Raw genomic sequence first — 19,367 nt, forward strand, 5'->3', positions numbered from 1 at the left:
GCAGCGGTCATCCATCAGGCGATGCCGCCATTCGCGAAGACGTTTTGACCATCGATCCACGCCCCGTCCTGCGAGCAGAGAAGGCCGATGACATTGGCGATATCTTCCGGCTGACCCAACCGACGAAGCGGGGTGGCCTCCGGTATGCCGCGAAGCGCCTCTTCCCCGTGCTGACGCAAGAGTTGGGGGGCACGGCCGCCACCAGGGCGAGGAACGTGTGCCGGAAATTGTCTGTGCTGGACATTGGAATATTTCCTATGACGTTTCGAATGTTTCAGCCTGCTGTGGGGTTTTGCGGTCAGGGTTGGCGAAGGAAGGCGCCAACCCTTTGGTTCGCGATGAGGAGAGTGATGCCTGCCAGCACGGTCGACAGAGGCACGATCAACAAGCCAAGGCCGAGGCCGTTTGAAATATCGGCTGCGCTGGCGGCATCGCTGACTATGCCAACGATCAGAGGGCCCAGTGCAGGCCCGAGGAGGCCGCTTCCGATCATGACGAGGCTGGTCGCCTGCGCTTGACGTCCGGGACCGGCGATCAGATGCGCGGCGCCGAAGCCCCACGGCAGCATGAATGAAAATGACAGCATTCCAGGCACGAAGAGCGCAATGGACATCCAGCCAGTCGGGGCAAACAGTGCCGCAGTCGTCGTTACACTGGCGATCAGGAACAGAACTGCCGGAGGACCGAGCACCTTACCGGTGCCTGAGCGAACGGCAAAATCAAACCATCGGCCACCGCCCAAAGTCCCGATGATCCCCATCAACCCTTGCAACATGCCGAATGAAACGCCGACCTCTGTCGCGGTAAAACCGTAGGTGCGGATCAGAAACGGTATGGAAAAGGCATAGAAAGGCGCGCCTGCGAAGCCCAAGAAAATGGTGCCCGTGAACAACCAGCGGAACGCCGGAGACGACAGTAGGTCAAGGCTGGTTCGCAGAAATGATTCATCGCGAGCGGCTGTTGTTGGGAGAGGCGGAGTGGGACCGGCAACAAGAATGGTCAACAACCCGATCAAGATGCCGAGGGCTCCAGCACCGATCAGAACGACGCGCCAGCCGAAGACATCCGCAATCGCGCCGCCTGCCGCAAATCCCACCATCGTGCCCAAGGGGATGCCCATTGCGAACAGACCAATTGCGAGGCCGCGGCGCTCAGGGCCGATTTTGCGGACAATGAGAGCATGACCAGCCGGGACGGCGCCAGCCTCCCCGAATGCGACGCCGAAACGTGTGAGGGCCAGGAACAGGAAACTGGCGGCAAAACCACCGAGTGTGGTCATGACACTCCACACCAGCACGCAGGACACGAGTACGAACCGGGGTGATCCCCGATCTGCGACGCGGGCAAGCGGCAATGAGAGGAGTGCGTAGCAAACCGCAAAAGCGAGCCCCGTAAGAAGGCCCATCTCGGTGTCGGTCAGCGACAGGTCTGCTTTGATTTTCTCCGCCAGGATAAACGGCAGTATTCGATCGATCTGCGAGAACGCGTTGATCAGGAGAAGCACGATGCATATGGCGGCCATTCGCAGGCCTTTTACGTATTCCCGGTTGGACGCAACGGGTGGCGCTCGTGTCTCTAACGGGTCTATTGACCGGGCGACAATTTCTGTCATCTTGGGGTCACTCCTCGCTTGGTTGCACCCTTAAGCTAGATGGAGTGTCCAATGACCAGAATGCCCGAACCTTCAAGAAACTTGCCTATTCCTGCAGAAGAGGCGATGATGCCGGCGAAGAGCCACATATTGCCGTGGCCCCTGAAACAGCCGGAGCCCCGTTTGAATTCTCCATTGCTCTCTGCCGTATCGGCCTACATCGAAGACCAGGGTGGCGGGCAAGGCCTGTTCCCGACGGCCATAGAAGGCTTCAATATCGTCCGCTCGTTTCAATCGATGATGCCCATGCGCAACATCTATCGGCCGTCACTATGCGTCGTGCTGGAGGGAGCGAAGGAGTTGCAGTTCGGCGATGAACATCTCAACTACCGCAGCATGGAGTGCCTGGTCGTCAGTGTGGGCGTCCCGGCGACCGGAAGGATCGTCGAGGCCAGCGCTGCAACGCCCTATGTCGGCGTCATGGTCGATTTCGACGTTGCAACGGTTCGCGAGGTTCTCGAACAATTGGATGCGCCGCCACCGCAGTCCCACGCGACCGGCCCTTGCGCTTTTATCGCCAAGGTGGATCAACCGCTTTCCGATTGCATTCTTCGCCTCGTTCGACTGCTGGCAACTCCGAAGGCGATTCCGATCCTGGCGCCGTCGATCGTGCGTGAGATTTGCTATTGGCTGTTGAGCGGCCCGCATGGCGGTGAGATCTGCAAACTCGCCTGCCCGGAAACAAACATCGAACGTGTTGTGAGGGCCGTATCCCTGTTGCACACCAACTTCGCGGAAACTTTGCGGGTCGAGCAGTTGGCCGATGTTGCACGTATGAGCCAGTCTTCGTTTCACCAGCACTTCAAGGCACTGACCTCGATGACTCCGCTCCAGTTCCAGAAGCAACTACGACTGCTGGAGGCGCGCCGCCTCATGGTCACGCAAGCTGCCAATGTTGCCGAAGCGGCCTACAAGGTCGGGTACGAGAGCGCGTCGCAGTTCAGCCGAGAGTATTCAAGAACTTTTGGCGTCGCGCCTAAACAGGATGCTCTGAACCAACAGCGCCTCCACAACGAATACGCGAGCCGTACTGTTCGATCCGCCTAATCACGACAGGAAGCCGTTGCGGCTTGTACTCGCGACAGATGGTCATACCGAGTGGTCTTGGCTGTACCTAAAGGGTCAGCCGACCTGGAAAGGTCTCGGTATGAGCGGAAGTCGCCAGTTTTAGGTCGGAGTAACGCGATATTTGTCTTCCGACTGACGTTCGGCTGTTGCCCATCAGCTAATCTTGATGGACTTGAAGTCGTCGCAAGCCTTCTTCAGCGCGATCTCGATCGGGATGCGCTCGAAGCTGGATGCCGCGACAAAGCCGACGGCCTTGGAGTTCAGATTTACATATTGCGCATCCTCTGCCGTCGAGATCGGTCCGCCATGCGAAAGAAGAATGACGTCTGGATCTGCCACAAGCGCAGCATCGAAGATCTCACCGATACGGGTGATCGCGGCATCTATACCAATGGCGCTCTTCGAGCCGATGTCTCCACCAATGGTCAAACCCATATGGCCGACGATCACATCGACGCCGGCCCGTGCCATAGCGCGAGCATCCTCCGGGTTGTAGACATAGGCAAGCGTGAAGAGGTCACGCTCCCTTGCCTTGCGCATCATATCGACCTCGCATGCAAAGCCGAGACCTGCATTTTCCAGGTCGATCCTGTAGTTGCTGTTCTCGTGGCGGCTGAGCGTAGGAAAATTGATGATGCCGGAATATCCGATCGCCTTAACTTCGTCGAGCAGATCGTCGATGTCACGTGTCGGATCGATGCCATAGACGCCAGCGATAACCGGAATGGTCCGTTTTTTGGGCATGATGGACTGGCGTCCAAGTCGCAACATCACCTCATTGGCGTCCCCTACGGGTATTGCGCCGACAAGGCTGGGAAGTCCGTTCACCCGATAGTAGCCGGAGTTGTAGACGACGATGAGATCGGCTCCGCCAAGCTCGGCGCAGCGCGCTGAAAGGCCATTCCCCGCGCCGACGGCAAGAATTGACCTGCCTTGTGCCGTTTCGGTCGTCAGCCGCTGCAACACGTCATTTCGCGAAAATTTCGTCATCTTCTGCCTCGTCAATGGTTATTTCTGGCAAGTTGCAACAGAGTATCGGTCGCGAGCTCGGCGACCTCTGGATCGTTGATATGCGCATCGATCTTTATGAGAGAGATATCTGCTCGCAACGCGTGCTCGAGCTCCTCGACAAATGCCTGATCGGCAATCGGATCGAAGAAAGGCGCTCCTTCCGCATCGTAGGCAGAGAACCCCCGCGTGGGAACGATGGCCGCAACGGGTGCGGTCGCACGTTCGAGTTTGCTGGCGATGAATCTAGCCACGCTTGCAGCCTCTTCCGCCGACGTCCGCATCAGCGTGGTCGTCGGCGTATGCCGGAGAAACTGGCGCCCATGGAATTTTGCCGGGATCGTTTCCATAGGTCCGAAATTCACCATGTCTATCGCGCCGGGTAGAATGACTTGAGGGATCGCTTTTTCCACGGCCGCGTCGAGACGGGTCGGACCTGCCGTAAGAAAGCCTCCGACAACCTCATCCGTGATTTCCGTGGTCGTCAGATCCAGCATGAGGTTGATGCGCCCCTCCCGAATGAAGGTCTCGGCGGCTCGCCCACCGCTGCCGCGAGCGTGAAAGACGAGGACCTCATGGCCGAGTGAATTCAGACGTTCGAAGGCTGCATTCGCCGCCCGCGTCGTGGATCCGAAGGCGGTGATGCCGACACAGTTCGCTGGCGAACTTGTGCGATGCGCTTGGGCGTCAGTGACGAGCGCGCTCATCACAGCAGCGCTCCGGTCGAGAAGCGATCGCAGGTACTGCCCTGTTCCAAGAATGTCGACGACGGAATGGATGAGGACGACATCCTTGGCATCGACGATGCGGGACATATCGCCTGAAACCGTCGTTGCGACCAGAAGTTTGGGGATGCCGTATGGAAGCCGGGCGAAGGCCGCGCTGGCCAAAGCCGTGTTCGTTCCACCGCCCATGGCGAAAAAACCGCGCACCAGCCCATGGGACACCAGTGTGTCGAGGCAGACGGACAAGCCTTCCATCATCGTTCGAAGAGTAGCTTCCCGGTTCGCCAGCCGTCGCAGATCATCGATGTCGGATCCTGCGAGCGCCGCGATTTGTGTTGCCGATATATCCGGCTTCATCGTGGACGAACCCAACACTCCGCAATCAACCAGGATGTAACTGAGGCCATGCCGCTTGAACGCTTTGAGCAAAAGTTCGACTTCGCCAGGCTTCGTATCGAGCGTGGCGGCGATCACTACGCTTGGAGTCAGTTCCCTGCTGATATCTGGATTTAAAATCTCGGCACTCATATCGCTGCTCTTGTTCCGGCTCTCCGTCCGTCTGAAAGCAGGCTAATGTATTTGAGCCTCCGAGGTGAAGAACCAGTCAAACCTTTTGAGCATGACCAGTGTTGAACGAGCTCGCCGAATCCCCGTCTACTATTCGCTGCCGTGCGTGATCTGCAGAACGTCCTCGATCATATCCAGCGTGCTGCGCAGGAGTTCAATCGGACGCACGAAAGGCAGTCTTAGAGAATCCTGGAAGCCGTTTTCCGGCGAGAAGTCGGGACCCGCTGACAAAAGAAAGTTGCGACGCAATGCGCTTTGCCGGAGACTGACGGTGTTGACGCCCGGCATTTTGATCCAGAGCGCCGTGCCGCCGTCCGGCTCGATCCAGCACCAGCGAGATGGTCGCTGCACCAACTCCTGTCGCAACTTCGAAAGATGGTGTTGTAGCTCATTTCGACGATGGGCCCGCGCCTGCGCCAGATGAGGAAACATTCGCGCCGCAATCGCCTGATTCATGATGGGGTTGCCGAGGTCGCTGGCTGCTTTGAAGGCTGTGAGAGTTTTGATCAGGCCACGTCCCGAACGTATCCAGCCTATTCTTAATCCACCCCAGAAAAGCTTCGACATCGTTCCAATCAGTGCCGATCGGTTTTCGTCAAGGCTTCCTGCGAGCGGCGTGTTCGGAAGTTGCGCGGTCAAGCCCAGTTCGTTCTGCGAGCCGTCTTCAATCAGAAACACTTCATTTTTCTGAAGCATGGCGGATACGGCCGATCTCACATCCTGAGACAAGGTCCGGCCAAGTGGATTGGAAACGTCGGAGAAGAAATAGGCGACCTTCGGGCGACGAGATAGACGGGTTTCGAGTGCGGAAAGGTCGAGCCGTAGATCTCGGCCAAGCGGTGCGGAAATCAATCGGGCATTCTGGTGCCGGAAGGCCTCCAGGGCTCCGCGATAGGTTGGGTCCTCCACGACAACGGCGTCGCCTGGCCTCACGAGGATACTCGACAACAGCCAGATCGCCTGCTGGGCTCCGTTCGTGATGATAATATTATCCGGATGGGTTGGTAGACCGAGTTCGGAATAGTATCGGGCAACCTCCCATTTCAGATGAGGCATGCCGCTCGACAGATAACCCACATCCGCAACAGAGGGCAGCAGATCCTTACCCTGAATTCCGGCGACGACCTCCATAGCGACGGGTGACGGTTGAAGGGCGCCGCTGGACATATCGATCGCCGACGGTGGTCTGCCCTCATGCCCTCGCAAACTCACATTCGGGCGCTCTGCGACATGTAAATAAGCTGAAGAGCGCAGGATTCGATGTCCGCTCCCGTGCCTGCTTTCGATCAAGGCTGCTTCCCGAAGACTTGCATAGGCGGCCGTCACCGTTCCACGGCTTGTACCGAGCGCTTCGGCGAGCGGGCGTTCGGATGGCAAGTCGCTACCGATCGGCATGGCATTGTCATTGATGAGGTCCACCAAAGCGTTCTTCAGGCGTTCGGCCAAAGTGCCGTCACCGATAGACCAATTCCCGAGGAGTCTGCTGAGGCGATACGCGCTGACCTTGCTCAACACTCACCTTTGAGCCACTTGCCAATAAGTGGACTTTGCCATCTTCCCGATTTCCGCGCAATCCTTTCGAACGGAATACGTGTTTTCAGGCAATGATATGGAAGGTACTTGGATGACACGACAGGGTGCATCGAGCATCGCATGGGATCATGTTTTGACAAGCCTTGTGACCTCGGAAGAGAAGCTGACCCACGCTACTCTGGCAAAGGGGCTAAGTGAGTGGATTGATGCCGGCCGCCTGCCACGCGGCGCCCGGTTGCCATCGACCCGGGTCATGGCAGGCAAGCTTGGTCTCGGCCGAAACACCGTGCTTTTCGCTCTCAGTTGCCTTGTGGAAAACGGATACCTTGATTCGAGGGAGCGGTCGGGAATCTTCATAGGCGCATCACGCCAGGCGAGAACTGGCGATCGCTCCCCAAGCCAGATAAATAAAGGCCCTGACTGGGAAAAGAGGCTACCATCCAGTCGTCTCCTGCCGCAGTCGTCCGCCATGACAAACGCGGTGCGCGGCAGCATATCGTTGAGATTCGGCGAGTTCGATCTCAGCCTCTTCCCGACCAGTCACTGGCGGGAATGCGAGCGTGCGGCCTCCGGCCTCGGGGAGATTGCAAAATGGGGGCGGGACATGATCGATGGGGACGATGTGGGGCTGATCGAGCAGATCCGCCTCCACGTGCTTCCTCAATCCGGTATATGGGCGCGGCCGGACGAGATTCTCATCACCGTCGGAGCGCAGGAAGGTCGATATCTCGTATCGCGAGTTCTGGCGCGAGCCGGAACGCATATCGGAATCGAGAACCCCTGCAGCCTCGACCTGGCGCGAACCGTTCAACTCTCGGGCGCGATGGCTGTTGGCCTGACAGTCGATGCTCAGGGCGTGCTTCCATCGGAAGCCATGGATGCCTGCGATGCCGTTTTTCTAACGCCAGGTCATCAGAATCCGACGACCGCGCTTCTGTCTGCCGAACGACGGAAGGAAATACTGAAGCGGGCAGACTTCAATGACTTCGTCGTTGTCGAGGACACTTTCGAAACGGAGTTCATCAATGAAAGGGGAGGGCCAAGGGCGCTCAAGGCGGATGATGTCTCGGGTCGGGTGATCTATATCGGAACCCTTTCCCGGCTCATGGCTCCCGGACTCCGGATCGGCTTCATCGTCGCGCCATCCGCTTTCATCGACCATGTGCGAATGTTGCGACGTCTCGTACACCGCCATCCTCCGGCGAATAATCAGAGGTCGCTCGCGATCTTCATAGAACGGGGCTATTATCGCAGGTTCGTCAAACAGACGACCCAAATCCTTGAGCGCCGTGGACAATTACTGCTGACCATGGCTCGGCGCGATCTGCCGGAACTTATCTGGCACCATCAGGTGGGAACGTCCTGCTTTTGGGGAGAATTGCCGGCGGGCGTGGATAGCGATGCCGTCGCTACAGAAGCAAGGCGGCGAGGTGTTCTTGTGGAGGCCGGGTCTCATTTTTTCGCGGTCGATGGCCGATCCTCCAACTGTTTGAGGCTGACGGTTTCAGGCGTCAAAGAAGATCAAATAGAGAAAAGCGTTCGCGTTCTAGCCGAGGCCTATCGAGTTACCAGATCAGTCAGCAAGGAGCATATCTTGCGGCAATAGCGATTGGTCCTCCAAATTCTGCGAAGGTGGTTCTTCTGTCAGGCCTCCCCAGCGCTACTATCAGATTAATTGGATGGAAATCGAAGGATTTAAGAACATGTCCGAATTTTGGGTAACCGCTCCGCATGGTCCACTGCCGTCAAGGCAGAAGACAAGGTTCTTTCCGGTTCACGAGGGAAAGAAGTTCATCGTGACGGGAGCGGCAGGCGGCGTCGGTAGCGCGCTCGTGGCGCTTCTCGTTGCCGAGGGAGCAACCGTGGCGGCTTTGGACCTGCGAGAAGACGCGCTAAGTGCCACAGTTGCCAAATACGAGGGAAAAGTCGTTGGCATAGGCTGCGATCTCGGCCAGCAGCAGTCCGTCGAGACGGCCTTCCAGCAATCGACAGCGCAGCTCGGTTTCATCGACGGTGTGGTCAACAACGCGGCGCTTGTTCGTCGCGGCGACGCAATTAATGCAAGTTGGGACGACTGGCAGTCGACGATGGCAGTCAACGTCTATGGCGCCTTCGAACTCGCACGGCTCGCGGCGAGATCGATGGCCGAGAACGGCAGGCGTGGCGCGATCGTCAACGTGGCTTCGGAAGCCGGCAAGAAGGGCCATACGCAATCCATCACCTATGGGGCGAGCAAGGCCGCGCTGATCAGCATGACACGAATCCTCGCTGCCTCGTTTGCGCCGTACGACATCAACGTCAACTGCGTGTGCCCTGGCGGGATTGGCACGGACATGCTCCGTGCGGCGGCGGCAAATTATGCGCGCGTGAGCGGTGGTGACGTCGACGATATATTCCCACGTCTTGTCAGTTCGCAATTGAAGCGGCACATCACACCCGACGAGGTGGCGAGAACCATCTCGTTCCTCCTCTCCGACGATGCCTTGATCATCCGCGGCCAGGCCGTCAATACCGATGGTGGTGATACGCCTTACTGACCAAACCGGCGGAATCTTACCCTGGAGAACCTATGGAAAGTAATTGGAAAACCATCCCGGCTGTCCTGCGCGAGCCAAAGATCCGGCCGCTATTCGTTATGCAGCTTCAGGTCGCTCCCGCCCTTTCCGTGGGAACGACGGCATCCGGGCCGAAACGCGTTGCGATTGTGAAAGGCGGACAGGTCTCGAGTGATATTCCAGGCCTCGCTGCGACAGTTCATCCCGGCGGAAGCGACTGGCTGACGGAAAAGAGAGACGGGTCTCTCCATCTTGATGCCAGGATCGTATTGGAGACGAGCGGCGGCGACCAGATCCTGATGTCCTATACTGGTATTCGCCATGGCTCGGTGACCGTGATGCAAGACCTCGCTGCCGGCAAAGAGCTGCCGGCCGATGCTTATTATTTCCGCATATCGCCGCGTTTCGAGACGGCATCGCAACCGCTGGATTGGTTGAACCGCGTCGTCGCTTTCGGTATCGGCCAACGGCTGGCGGACGGGGTCAGATACAGTCTCTTTGAAGTGTCCTGAACGTAGGGCTGCAGGTTATAGGAGGCTGGATGAGTAAGAATGACCTGAACACGCCTGACGAGTATGTTTTCGTTCGCAAAATTCACTACGGCCGATATCTGGCCGTGGCTCTGATCATCTTGTTGCTGGGCATCATCGTGCGGGCCTTTGTCGTCGGGAAGATCGCCTGGGCGGTCGTCGGTGAATATCTTTTCGATCGCGACATCATGGCGGGGATCGTCAATTCAATGATCCTGACGGTTTTCGTAATGGTCGTCGGCGTAATGCTGGCTGTTACCGTCGCCTTGATGGCGGGTTCGAAGAACCCCGTGCTTCGCTATACCGCCCGCGGCTATATGTTTGTCTTCCGCTCCGTGCCGATCCTCCTGCAGCTGCTGATCTGGTATAATCTTGCTCTGATTTTTCCGCAGATCACGATACCGTTCGTGGTCTCGGTTTCGACCACCCAGGTACTGACGCCGTTCGTCGCGGCATTGCTGGCATTCGGGATCGCACAAGGCGCATATACGACCGAAGTCATTCGAAGTGGTCTGCTCTCGGTCGGCAGGGGGCAAGTGGAAGCGGCGGCTTCGATCGGCATGACCTATAGTCAGTCGCTCTATCGGATCATCATTCCCCAGGCCATGCGTGTCATCGTTCCGCCGCTCGGAAACGAAACGATAGGCATGGTGAAATACACCTCGCTCGCGAGCGTCATCCAGTACCGGGAAATCATTTATTCGGCGCAATCGATCTACTTCGCCAGCGGTCGCGTGATTGAAATGCTTATGGTCTGTGCGTTCTGGTATGCGCTTGTCATCGGCATATTATCCATCGTGCAGGGTTACATCGAGCGCTATTACAATCGCTCAAGTCGCGGAAGTGCTGCTGGTGAGGCCGATCTATGAAACCTATCATCGAGATATCCAAAGTCAGAAAAGCCTTCGGCACAGTTGAAGCGCTCAAGGGCGTGTCCTGCGACATCGCAGAAGGGGAAGTCGTCTGTATTCTTGGACCTTCCGGTTCCGGCAAAAGCACGCTGCTACGTTGCATCAATCAGCTCGAACGTCCCACTTCCGGCATCGTCAGGGTCGGCGGCGAGATCATTGGATACCGCGAGCAAGCCAATCACCTGTACGCTCTGTCCAACCGGCAGTTGGCGGCGCAAAGGTCGAAGATCGGAATGGTGTTCCAGCAGTTCAATCTTTTCCCGCATATGACCGTTCTTGAAAATGTCATCGAAGGTCCGGTGCGCGTGAAGAAAGAGCTGCGAGCCGCGTCAATTCAAAGTGCCCTTCAATTTCTCGAACGTGTGGGGCTGGCCGACAAGGCGAATGCCTATCCTTCTCAACTGTCGGGTGGCCAGCAGCAGCGTGTGGCGATTGCACGCGCATTGGCCATGAAGCCGTCCGTGATGTTGTTCGACGAGCCGACATCGGCGCTCGACCCCGAACTTGTGGGAGAAGTGCTTCTCGTCATGAAAGAACTGGCCCGTTCTGGTCTGACGATGGTGATCGTCACCCACGAGATCGCATTTGCGCGCGAGGCCGCGAACCGCATCATCTTCATGGACGGTGGTGCCATTGTCGAAGCCGGCAAGACGGGTGATCTGCTTGGCAATCCGAAAAACCCGCGAACCCGCGAATTCCTGGCCGCCGTGCGGCATTGACCCGCCGGTTTGCGGGTCACCTATGGTTCCGGCTTTTCCATCGCTCTGGTTCTTCCTCCAGATCAATAGCAGGTGAATATTACAACAGCGACGCTGGGAACGCAGCAGCTGAAGCACAAAACAACAAGAGGGAACAATGTCACAGGAAAAGATCACGCGATTTCGCTGGATGCGGAGTTTGGCTGGCGCCGGGATGCTGCTGCTTGGCACGGCGTCGATGATATCCGCCGCATCGCTACCGGAAAAGTACCAGAGCAAGGCGGTTCGCGTCGGTTTGCAGAACCAGTATGCGCCATTCAACTATATCGATCCCAAGACCAAGGAGCTGACCGGTCTCAGCGTCGACCTTTTTGCGGCCCTCGAAAAGAAAATGGGCGTGAAAATGGAAGTGGTGATTGCCACTTTCCCGGATCTTTTTCCAGGATTGCAAGCAGGTCGTTTCGATCTCATCGGAGCCGGGATCGCCGATAATGCCAAGCGGCGTGAGACACTGACATTCGCCGACTATCTGCGATCCGGTTATGTCATGATGACGACTTCGGACAAGACTTCGAGCGTGAAATCCTGGGATGATCTCTGCGGCAAGAGTGTCGCCTATATTCGCTTCGTTGCGCTGCTTGGGGACGTTCTGAAGGGTATAAACGAAAAGACCTGTGTCGCTAAAGCTAAAACCCCGATCACGATCGTCACAGACGATCTTCCCGTGCAACTGGGATTGAGCCAAAACCGCTACGAAGCGGCGATGATCGCCCAGGAATTGTATCTCTATCTGCAGAGCACTCAAGCCGGCTCCTACGCCCAGATCGGCGATGTCGTGAATGCATCGCTCTTCGGCATTGCCTTCCAAAAACCGGATACCGAATTGCGGGATGCGATCGGCGCTGGTATCCAGTCGCTGATCGACGACGGTACGTATGGCAAGCTGCTCGATAAATACGGTTTGAAGGCTATGAGCCTCGAAAAAGTCACGTTCGACGCCGGGCAGAACTGAAGTCTTCAGTTTGCCTAACTCGCATTCCGGATCTCGCGCTGATCGGGAATGCTCGAATCCATCCCGTCAGGAACAGACCAATGCCCCTTTTTTCCGGCGTCGTCCCGCCGCTCGCTACTCCTTTGACCAATTCCGGCGATCTCGACCTTGATTCCACCACTCGTCTGATCGAGTTCATGATTGACGCGGGTGTCCACGGATTATTTATGCTGGGAACCAGCGGAGAAGCCGTTTTCCACGACGCGGCCGCACGCGTCCGGTTGCTGGAGCATGCGGTCAAGATCAATGATGGTAGACTGCCGGTCTTTGCAGGTGTTATCGATACGGCTACGGATCGCGTTGTCGGACATGCCGCAGTCGCCAAGGCGATTGGAGTGAATGCGGTTGTTGCGACTGCTCCGTTTTATGCTCATACGCATCCGGTCGAGATCGCCGATCACTATCGGTACATCCGAGAAAAAGCCGATATACCAGTCCTTGCCTACGACATTCCATTCTGCACGCAGGTCAAACTAAGACCGCAGACCATCGTCCAGCTTGCCCAGGAAGGCACGATCATCGGCTTGAAGGATTCGAGCGGCGACGAACGGGATTTCCGGAAAATTCTTCTCGCCCTCGCCGATCACCCCGATTTTTCCGCATTCACCGGCTCCGAACTGGTCGTGGATGGCGCGCTTTCCATGGGCGCGCATGGGGTCGTTCCAGGTCTCGGCAATATAGATCCGGCCGGCTACGTACGCCTTTGGAATGCGGTTCAGCGAGGTGATCTGGCGGGAGCGCGCCGGGAGCAGGAACGGCTATGTGTGCTGTTCGACATCACTGGCGTGGCTATGGGTAGAATTGGTCTGAGCGCTGCTCTTTCAGGGGCAACCAAGACAGCCCTGCGCGAAAGAGGCGTGATCTCCACCAACATGGTGGCGAGACCACAACAACTACTGAACTCCGACGAAACGCAAAAGGTCCGTCAGATCCTCGCCGAGGTCGGCCTTTGACCCGCGGCCAGATAAGCTGACTAGCCATATCCACGCAAGGAGAAACCAAGCATGAAGTATCTTCCTTTTGGCGCGCATACGGGGCTTCGGGTCTCCGAATATGTCCTGGGTACCGCCATGTTCGGTACGAGATGGGGATATGGCGCCGAGCTGTCCGAATGCGAGAAGATCGTTCAAGCCTATCTGGAGGCCGGCGGCAACTTCATCGACACGGCAGACACCTATCAGGCGGGAGAGTCCGAGGAGATCATAGGCTCGCTGACGCAGTCGCTTCGCGACGAGGTGGTAATCGCGTCGAAATATACCGAGAATGATCGCGCCGGCTCTGGTGTTTTACAGACAGGCAATAGTCGCAAGACGATGATCCGGTCCGTCGAGCGCAGCCTCAAGCGCCTCAAAACCGATCGCCTCGACATGCTGTGGGTACATGTCGCCGATCAGGTGACGCCAGTGGAGGAAATCCTTCGAGGCCTGGATGATCTGGCGAGAAGCGGAAAGATTATCTATGCCGGCTTCTCAAACTTTCCGGCGTGGCGGATATCAAGGGCGACGGCGATCGCGGAACTTCGTAACACGCTTCCTGTCGCAGGGCTGCAATTCGAATACAGTCTTGTCGAGCGGACGCCAGACCGGGAATTCCTGCCGATGGCCTCGGCGCTCGAGCTGGGCATGGTCGCCTGGTCGCCGCTCGGCGGCGGTGTCTTGACGGGAAAGTATCGTGCCGGAGCGACCGGCCGCAAAGAAGCCATGGGCGGCGGCCTGTTCCATGCCGAAAGCGATGGCAGAAACACGGCGATCATCGACCTGCTGGAGGTCATAGGAAGGGAAACATCCAGCAATCCCGCGCGGGTCGCGATAGCCTGGGTAAGGTCGAGGGGAGTGCTGCCAATCCTTGGCCCGCGTAGCCTCGCACAGTTTCAGGATACGCTTCTGTCTACCGAGGTCACATTGTCTGCTGAACAGGTAGCCCGATTGAACGACGCAAGCGCAATCGAGCTTGGATATCCGCACGCCATTCTGGCAAGCGATTTCATCAGGAATAGTACGGCCGGCGGAAAGGCGCCAGATGTCATTTTCCCATCGAGATACGTCGCGTAGACAAAAGGAGAGTGCTCGAAATTGGCGCCTAGAGTAGTCTTGCAAGTCTTCCCACACCTTCGACGATCTGATCGTCGGTGACCGAAGCCACGGAAAGTCGAAGGTGATTTCGCGGTGCCGTTGACGTATGGAAGAAGCTTTCGCCCGCTTCCACGAGCAGGCCTGTATCCTGCGCCATTTCGGTCAATCGCGTGCCATCCTTTGAAAGGGGCAGTTCGCACCAGAATGAGGAGGTTCCGTCTCGATGGAAGACGGAGATCTCCGGGATGTCATCAGCCAGCGCGCGCTTGAGTAGATTTCCGCGTCGCTCAAGCTCCAGCCGCGCTTTCCTAACGAACGGGCGATAATGCCCCCTTTCGATAAAAAGAGCGAGTGCCCTTTGCGTGTTTCCGGGCGTATGACGATGCACCAGCCTCTGCAATTCACGGAGTTGTTCGATGACGTGCGGATGTCCCACCACATAGCCGATGCGGAGCCCCGGCGCCATCTGACGGCACAGGGTTCCAATGAAAATGACACGCCCTGATCGGTCGATGCTCTTCAGCGTGGCAAGCTTTTCCGGTCCATCGAGCAGGTCGGTTTCGAATGTGTCTTCGATGAGGACACAGTCGTTCTGCTCTGCTCTTTTCAGAATGTCGTGACGTCGCTGAAGCGGCATGACGGCCGTCGTCGGAAACTGGTGTCCTGGCGTCAGAACGGCAACCTGGCAAGAATCCAGTTCCGGCCCTGGGATAGCGCCTTCGCGATCGGTCGGTATGCTGACAACCTTCGACCCAGACAGTCGCGAAACCTCCAGGAAATCTGGCAGACAAGGGTCTTCAAGTCCGAAAGATACGCCAGGCCCGCCGAGCAGCCGGGCCAGGAGATAGCGCGCGCCTTGCCCGCCGAGCGTGATCAGAATTTCTTCCGGCCGTGCCCAGATGCCATGGCTTGGCAGGATCTGGGTTCTCAATTGGCTGATAAGCCGAGGGTCGTCTGCTTCGACGCTGTCTCTTCCCCAGTCTGAAATCTGGGTCAGGCTCATGGCCTCTCTCTCGCAGTCGCGCCATGCGTTGGCCGGAAAGAGGTGGAGGTCGAAGCCCGAACCGCGGAAAGGGATGTCGTACCCGATGTAAAAGGATTGGCGTCGTACCTTCGCGATAGGAGGCGTCGGTAGACGAGACCGCCATATCGTCTCGACGCTTTCTGTTGTCTCGTATGATCGTGGCGCTTGAGTCGCGACCTTCGCGACGTAGAACCCGGACCGCGGCTTCGCCACCAGATAGCCCTGGTCGACCAACATGCTCAGAGCGCGAAGGACGTTGTTACGGCCCATACTGAGGCGGGAGGCTATCTGTCGTGTGGGTGGAACTTGCGCATCTGCAGGCAGCGTGCCATCCAATATGCGCTCCGCAAGCACGCGCAGCATCTGCGTACTCTTCACCGCAGGGGTGCCAGTTGCGATCTCGTCTATTATCTCACCCCAAGCGATCGCGTAGTCGTGCCAATATCGCATTCGAACTTCCAATGTATCGCGGCCCTAGACGAGTCGTAGCATAATCCTGTCCCGATCGGTCGCGTCGATGAAGGCAGCGGCGAGTGCGTTCGTGTTTGCTTTTTGAAATGCCGCTGGTGTCCAGCCAAACTTCTCGCGAAGCCTCTCGTATTCATTCGAAAGCGTCAGATCCGTCGGGCCGCGCGCATCCGTGTTCACCCCGACAGATAGTCCCTGGCGGGCCAGACGGTCTATGGGGTGATCCTCATATCGGTCGAAGACATCGATCTGGATATTGCAGGAAGGGCAGACCTCCAGGTGAACATCCCTTTCGTTCAGAATATCGATCACAGCCCGGCTTTCGATCGATCTGACGCCGTGTCCGATACGGCGCACTCCCAATTTCTCGACGACTTCACGCACGCTTTCTGCTCCGAGCGCCTCGCCGGCATGCGCCGTGGCGTGTATTCCGAGTTCCCTAGCTTTCCGGAAAACGGGAATATGAGCGTCGAGCGAATAATTGGCTTCGTCACCGGCGAGATCGATGCCGCCAACTCCCTGTGCTTGATATATCTTTGCCAGCTTCACGACTTCCAAACCCATAGCGGTATCGAAATGTCGAAGCGTGCACAGGATGATCCGGCTTTCGACCGAATATTGCCGTTGAGCCTCCGACCGCCCTTCGAGAACGGCTTCAACGACATCCTGCGGCTTCAGCCCGGCAGCCAGGTGGAGGTGAGGGGCAAAACGGATTTCCGCATAGACGACACCGTCTTCTTCCAATTGCCTGAAGAGGTCGAGGGTTGCGATCTTCAAGGCACGAACGTTTTGCAGCAGTGCTTGTGGTGCAGCAAGAAAACCCAAATAATCAACCAGATCTCGACACTTGGGCGGGGCTAGATATTCGGCGCGGTAACGCTCAAACGTCATGTCGGAAATCAAAGCGCTGACCGACCGGAAGCTCAGGGAGCAATCCAGATGAAGGTGGAGTTCAACCTTCGGTATCGCCTGGGTATTCAGAAGATCAGACATCGGGCTTCCTACGCGGCGGCGGACAAAATAGCGCTCATAAAAAGCTGATGATATCTCTCGATATCGACCTCCCAGATGATTTCGATGCCGTTTTCGGTGCTGGCCGGAGCGGTGTTCGAACGAAGGCTACGTCGGTCGACGACCAGCATTCCCCTGGTGAACTCACCGGCCGTTTCAACGCGAACCGGCAATCTGTAGGTTTTCCGGATCAAGGACGGATGGGCGACCATGGCCAGAAGCAGGCCGACATGGCCAGAGCACTCTCGGATACCTAAAATAGATTCATAGAAATCGAGATAGAAGGGCAGGATCTTCGTCAGATGCTGGACAGCAGGATGAGCGACTGCTTTCATCGCCTGCACATCGGACTCGGTGATCCGGGCATCCATAGAGACGTCGAGCGTAACGATTGTGACGGGAAGTTCCGGCCGCAACACGATCCGCGCGGCCTCGGGATCTCCATCCAGATTTGCTTCGCCGGTCGGGCTCGTATTGCCTGACGTCGAATGCGCACCACCAAGCCACATGATGGATCCGACGGTCTTCATCAATTCGGGGTCGAGGCAATAGGCCAATGCGAGGTTCGTCAGCCGCCCCATCGCGACGATCGTCAGATCAGGCCCATAGCGCCTGATCTGTTCGAGCATGAAAACCGGACCATAGCCCGGCGTGACCTTCGATGCATAATCGAGTTTTCCAAGTGCACCTCGGGCATAAAGCCCGTGAACTTCGGGTGCGAAACCGCAGCCGGAAATCAGCGGGCCTTCCGCCCCACGCACGACGGGAATGTTCTTCCCCATCAGTTCGATCAACTCGATGGCATGATAGGCGCAATCTTCTGTCGCTCCGTTGCCATGGCCAGCCGTCACGCCGACAATCTCGATCTCCGGCATAAGCATGCCGTGAACAAAGGCCATCGCATCATCGAGACCGGTATCGGAATCGATCAAAACTTTTTTCATGATGAATTCCAATCAGTTAGTGCGCCACCGCACGGCTGCCGCCTCAACGAGTGCGACTATTCCAAAAAGCGTCAGTGCCAGAGCGGAAGAAGTCACGATCGATGCGTAAAGAACTTCGGTTCGATATTCGAATGTCGATTGGATGATGAGAACACCTATACCGTCCCGTGCACCGATCCACTCGCTGACGATAGCTCCGATGACGCAGGTGGTGCTGGCAATTCTCAGAGCCGAGAAAAGAAAGGGTAGCGAGCGGGGTAGCCGAAGACGGAAGAAGACTTCCCGCCGGCTGGCGGCCATGATGCGCATGAGTTCCAGTTCCGATGCCGAAACGGCCTCGAAGCCTCTGATCATATTCACCAGTGTGGGAAACAAGCAGATGATGGCCGCGATAATGACCTTGGACGTCACGGTCAGGCCAAAGATCAGGATCAGGATCGGCGAAAGCGCGATGATCGGTATGGTATTGAAGATCACGACGGCCGGAAAATACATGCGCCGCAATGTCTGGCTATGGATAAATAGGGTGGCGAGCAGAACGGCAACGGTGTTGCCCAGCGCAAAACCGCTGATCGCCTCGAGCGCCGTCGGATAGAGATTGTTCAGCAAAAGCCAGCGGTTCGTCCACAGCGCGGCGACCACGGCGAGCGGGCTCGGTGCGACGAACGTCTTCACCTGGAAGACGACGACCGCGGCATGCCAGAGGACCAGAAGAGAAACGATTCCAACAACCGGCCAGAGCCAGTTCTTCAATGAGCTGACCATTTCAAGCCTCCCCATAGGCGCGATGGAGGATGGTTCTCAGCTCCGATGCGATTTCAAAGAACTCCGCCGATGAGCGATCTATCCTGTTGCCGGGCTTGCGCTCCGTCAGATCGACCACCTGCATGATGCGCCCTGGATTGGCACTCATCACGACAACTTTTTCGCCTAGAAATGCTGCTTCGGAGAGGCCATGCGTCACAAAGACGATCGTCGTGCCGATTTCCCGCCAGATGCGCAGCAATTCCTCGTTCAATCGGTCCCTGGTGATCTCATCGAGGGCTCCGAACGGCTCGTCCATCAGCAGGATGTCCGGGTTTGTTACGAGGGCGCGTGCTATGGAAACGCGCTGGCGCTGACCTCCGGACAACTCACGAGGATAGGCGTTCTCGCGCCCGGAAAGCCCGACGAGAGCGATCATGTCCTCCGGACTGCGGTTCGGCCGCCCGGTTTTTCTCCATCCACCCACCTGCAATGGCAGCTGAACGTTTTGAAGAACCGTACGCCAAGGCAGAAGGGTCGCGTCCTGGAAAACAAATGAGATTTTCCGTTCCATTCGAGCGCTTCGAGGCTCAGTGCCGAAGACCGAAACCAAGCCTAGGCTGGCCGGGAGGAGATCGCCTATGGTACGCAGCAGCGTCGATTTTCCGCAGCCAGATGGGCCGATCAATACGATGAACTGACCAGCCTCTGCTTCCAGAGATACATCCCGGAAAGCGACAACGGACCGGTCCGCTAGCCCGAACGTCACACCCAGTTCATGCAATGAAAATGCACTATGCGCCATCG

19 protein-coding genes are annotated in these 19,367 nt (G+C 57.3%); 9 read left to right on the plus strand and 10 right to left on the minus strand.

All coding sequences use genetic code 11. The features are described 5' to 3' along the window. Positions 1–14 precede the first annotated feature (14 nt). Together J2857_RS24510 and J2857_RS24515 are read right to left on the minus strand one after the other, a co-directional pair. Positions 15–179, minus strand: a complete 165-nt coding sequence (locus tag J2857_RS24510) for an SDR family oxidoreductase (RefSeq protein WP_432420179.1) — start codon at positions 177–179, stop codon at positions 15–17. A 119-nt stretch (positions 180–298) separates the two neighbouring features. Further along, the gene (locus tag J2857_RS24515) at positions 299–1,612 is read right to left on the minus strand and encodes an MFS transporter (protein ID WP_210012710.1); all 1,314 of its coding nucleotides are present in this window, start codon (positions 1,610–1,612) and stop codon (positions 299–301) included. A 162-nt stretch (positions 1,613–1,774) separates the two neighbouring features. Between J2857_RS24515 and J2857_RS24520 the strand changes: the two genes are divergently transcribed. Beyond that, complete coding sequence (locus tag J2857_RS24520; RefSeq protein ID WP_210013036.1) at positions 1,775–2,698, plus strand: AraC family transcriptional regulator; 924 nt, start codon at positions 1,775–1,777, stop codon at positions 2,696–2,698. Positions 2,699–2,872: 174 nt separating this feature from the next. Here J2857_RS24520 and J2857_RS24525 read toward each other — a convergent pair whose 3' ends face one another. The 3 genes from J2857_RS24525 to J2857_RS24535 all read right to left on the minus strand — a co-directional run bounded on the left by J2857_RS24525 (position 2,873) and on the right by J2857_RS24535 (position 6,531). Further along, positions 2,873–3,709, minus strand: a complete 837-nt coding sequence (locus tag J2857_RS24525) for a phosphoenolpyruvate hydrolase family protein (RefSeq protein WP_210012711.1) — start codon at positions 3,707–3,709, stop codon at positions 2,873–2,875. Between the two features lie 11 nt (positions 3,710–3,720). After that, positions 3,721–4,980 carry a Tm-1-like ATP-binding domain-containing protein gene (locus tag J2857_RS24530; RefSeq protein ID WP_210012712.1) on the minus strand — a complete coding sequence of 420 codons (1,260 nt, stop codon included), beginning with the start codon at positions 4,978–4,980 and terminating at the stop codon, positions 3,721–3,723. A gap of 129 nt (positions 4,981–5,109) precedes the next feature. Then, entirely contained in the window at positions 5,110–6,531 is a 1,422-nt protein-coding gene (locus J2857_RS24535; protein ID WP_210012713.1) for a PLP-dependent aminotransferase family protein, read from the minus strand. Positions 6,532–6,643: 112 nt separating this feature from the next. Here J2857_RS24535 and J2857_RS24540 point away from each other — a divergent pair, with 112 nt between their 5' ends. The 8 genes from J2857_RS24540 to J2857_RS24575 all read left to right on the plus strand — a co-directional run bounded on the left by J2857_RS24540 (position 6,644) and on the right by J2857_RS24575 (position 14,348). Next, entirely contained in the window at positions 6,644–8,158 is a 1,515-nt protein-coding gene (locus J2857_RS24540; protein WP_210012714.1) for a PLP-dependent aminotransferase family protein, read from the plus strand. A gap of 97 nt (positions 8,159–8,255) precedes the next feature. After that, on the plus strand, positions 8,256–9,089 hold the full coding sequence (locus J2857_RS24545) for an SDR family NAD(P)-dependent oxidoreductase (RefSeq protein WP_210012715.1): 834 nt from the start codon (positions 8,256–8,258) through the stop codon (positions 9,087–9,089). Between the two features lie 32 nt (positions 9,090–9,121). Further along, positions 9,122–9,619 carry a DUF3237 domain-containing protein gene (locus J2857_RS24550; RefSeq protein WP_432420180.1) on the plus strand — a complete coding sequence of 166 codons (498 nt, stop codon included), beginning with the start codon at positions 9,122–9,124 and terminating at the stop codon, positions 9,617–9,619. Positions 9,620–9,648: 29 nt separating this feature from the next. Beyond that, the gene (locus J2857_RS24555) at positions 9,649–10,506 is read left to right on the plus strand and encodes an amino acid ABC transporter permease (RefSeq protein WP_210012717.1); all 858 of its coding nucleotides are present in this window, start codon (positions 9,649–9,651) and stop codon (positions 10,504–10,506) included. After that, positions 10,503–11,267, plus strand: a complete 765-nt coding sequence (locus J2857_RS24560) for an amino acid ABC transporter ATP-binding protein (RefSeq protein ID WP_210012718.1) — start codon at positions 10,503–10,505, stop codon at positions 11,265–11,267. Before J2857_RS24555 ends, J2857_RS24560 begins: the two co-directional genes overlap by 4 nt. Before the next feature lie 136 nt (positions 11,268–11,403). After that, positions 11,404–12,258, plus strand: a complete 855-nt coding sequence (locus J2857_RS24565; RefSeq protein ID WP_210012719.1) for a transporter substrate-binding domain-containing protein — start codon at positions 11,404–11,406, stop codon at positions 12,256–12,258. 80 nt (positions 12,259–12,338) lie between these two features. Further along, positions 12,339–13,250, plus strand: coding sequence for a dihydrodipicolinate synthase family protein (locus J2857_RS24570; protein ID WP_210012720.1), 912 nt, complete (start codon positions 12,339–12,341; stop codon positions 13,248–13,250). A 51-nt stretch (positions 13,251–13,301) separates the two neighbouring features. Next, positions 13,302–14,348, plus strand: a complete 1,047-nt coding sequence (locus tag J2857_RS24575) for an aldo/keto reductase (protein ID WP_210012721.1) — start codon at positions 13,302–13,304, stop codon at positions 14,346–14,348. Between the two features lie 28 nt (positions 14,349–14,376). Here the strand turns inward: J2857_RS24575 and J2857_RS24580 are convergent, their stop codons facing one another. The 5 genes from J2857_RS24580 to J2857_RS24600 are packed head-to-tail and all read right to left on the minus strand — an operon-like array spanning position 14,377 to position 19,365. Further along, positions 14,377–15,843 carry a PLP-dependent aminotransferase family protein gene (locus J2857_RS24580; protein ID WP_210012722.1) on the minus strand — a complete coding sequence of 489 codons (1,467 nt, stop codon included), beginning with the start codon at positions 15,841–15,843 and terminating at the stop codon, positions 14,377–14,379. A 24-nt stretch (positions 15,844–15,867) separates the two neighbouring features. Further along, positions 15,868–16,854, minus strand: coding sequence for an adenosine deaminase (gene add / locus J2857_RS24585; protein ID WP_210012723.1), 987 nt, complete (start codon positions 16,852–16,854; stop codon positions 15,868–15,870). 8 nt (positions 16,855–16,862) lie between these two features. Continuing rightward, complete coding sequence (locus J2857_RS24590) at positions 16,863–17,828, minus strand: nucleoside hydrolase (protein WP_210012724.1); 966 nt, start codon at positions 17,826–17,828, stop codon at positions 16,863–16,865. Then, positions 17,829–18,581 carry an ABC transporter permease gene (locus J2857_RS24595; RefSeq protein ID WP_245363800.1) on the minus strand — a complete coding sequence of 251 codons (753 nt, stop codon included), beginning with the start codon at positions 18,579–18,581 and terminating at the stop codon, positions 17,829–17,831. 1 nt (position 18,582) lies between these two features. Beyond that, positions 18,583–19,365, minus strand: a complete 783-nt coding sequence (locus J2857_RS24600) for an ABC transporter ATP-binding protein (RefSeq protein ID WP_210012726.1) — start codon at positions 19,363–19,365, stop codon at positions 18,583–18,585. Between the last annotated feature and the right edge of the window lie 2 nt (positions 19,366–19,367).

The organism is Neorhizobium galegae (genome assembly GCF_017877055.1).
Taxonomy (GTDB): domain Bacteria; phylum Pseudomonadota; class Alphaproteobacteria; order Rhizobiales; family Rhizobiaceae; genus Neorhizobium; species Neorhizobium galegae_D.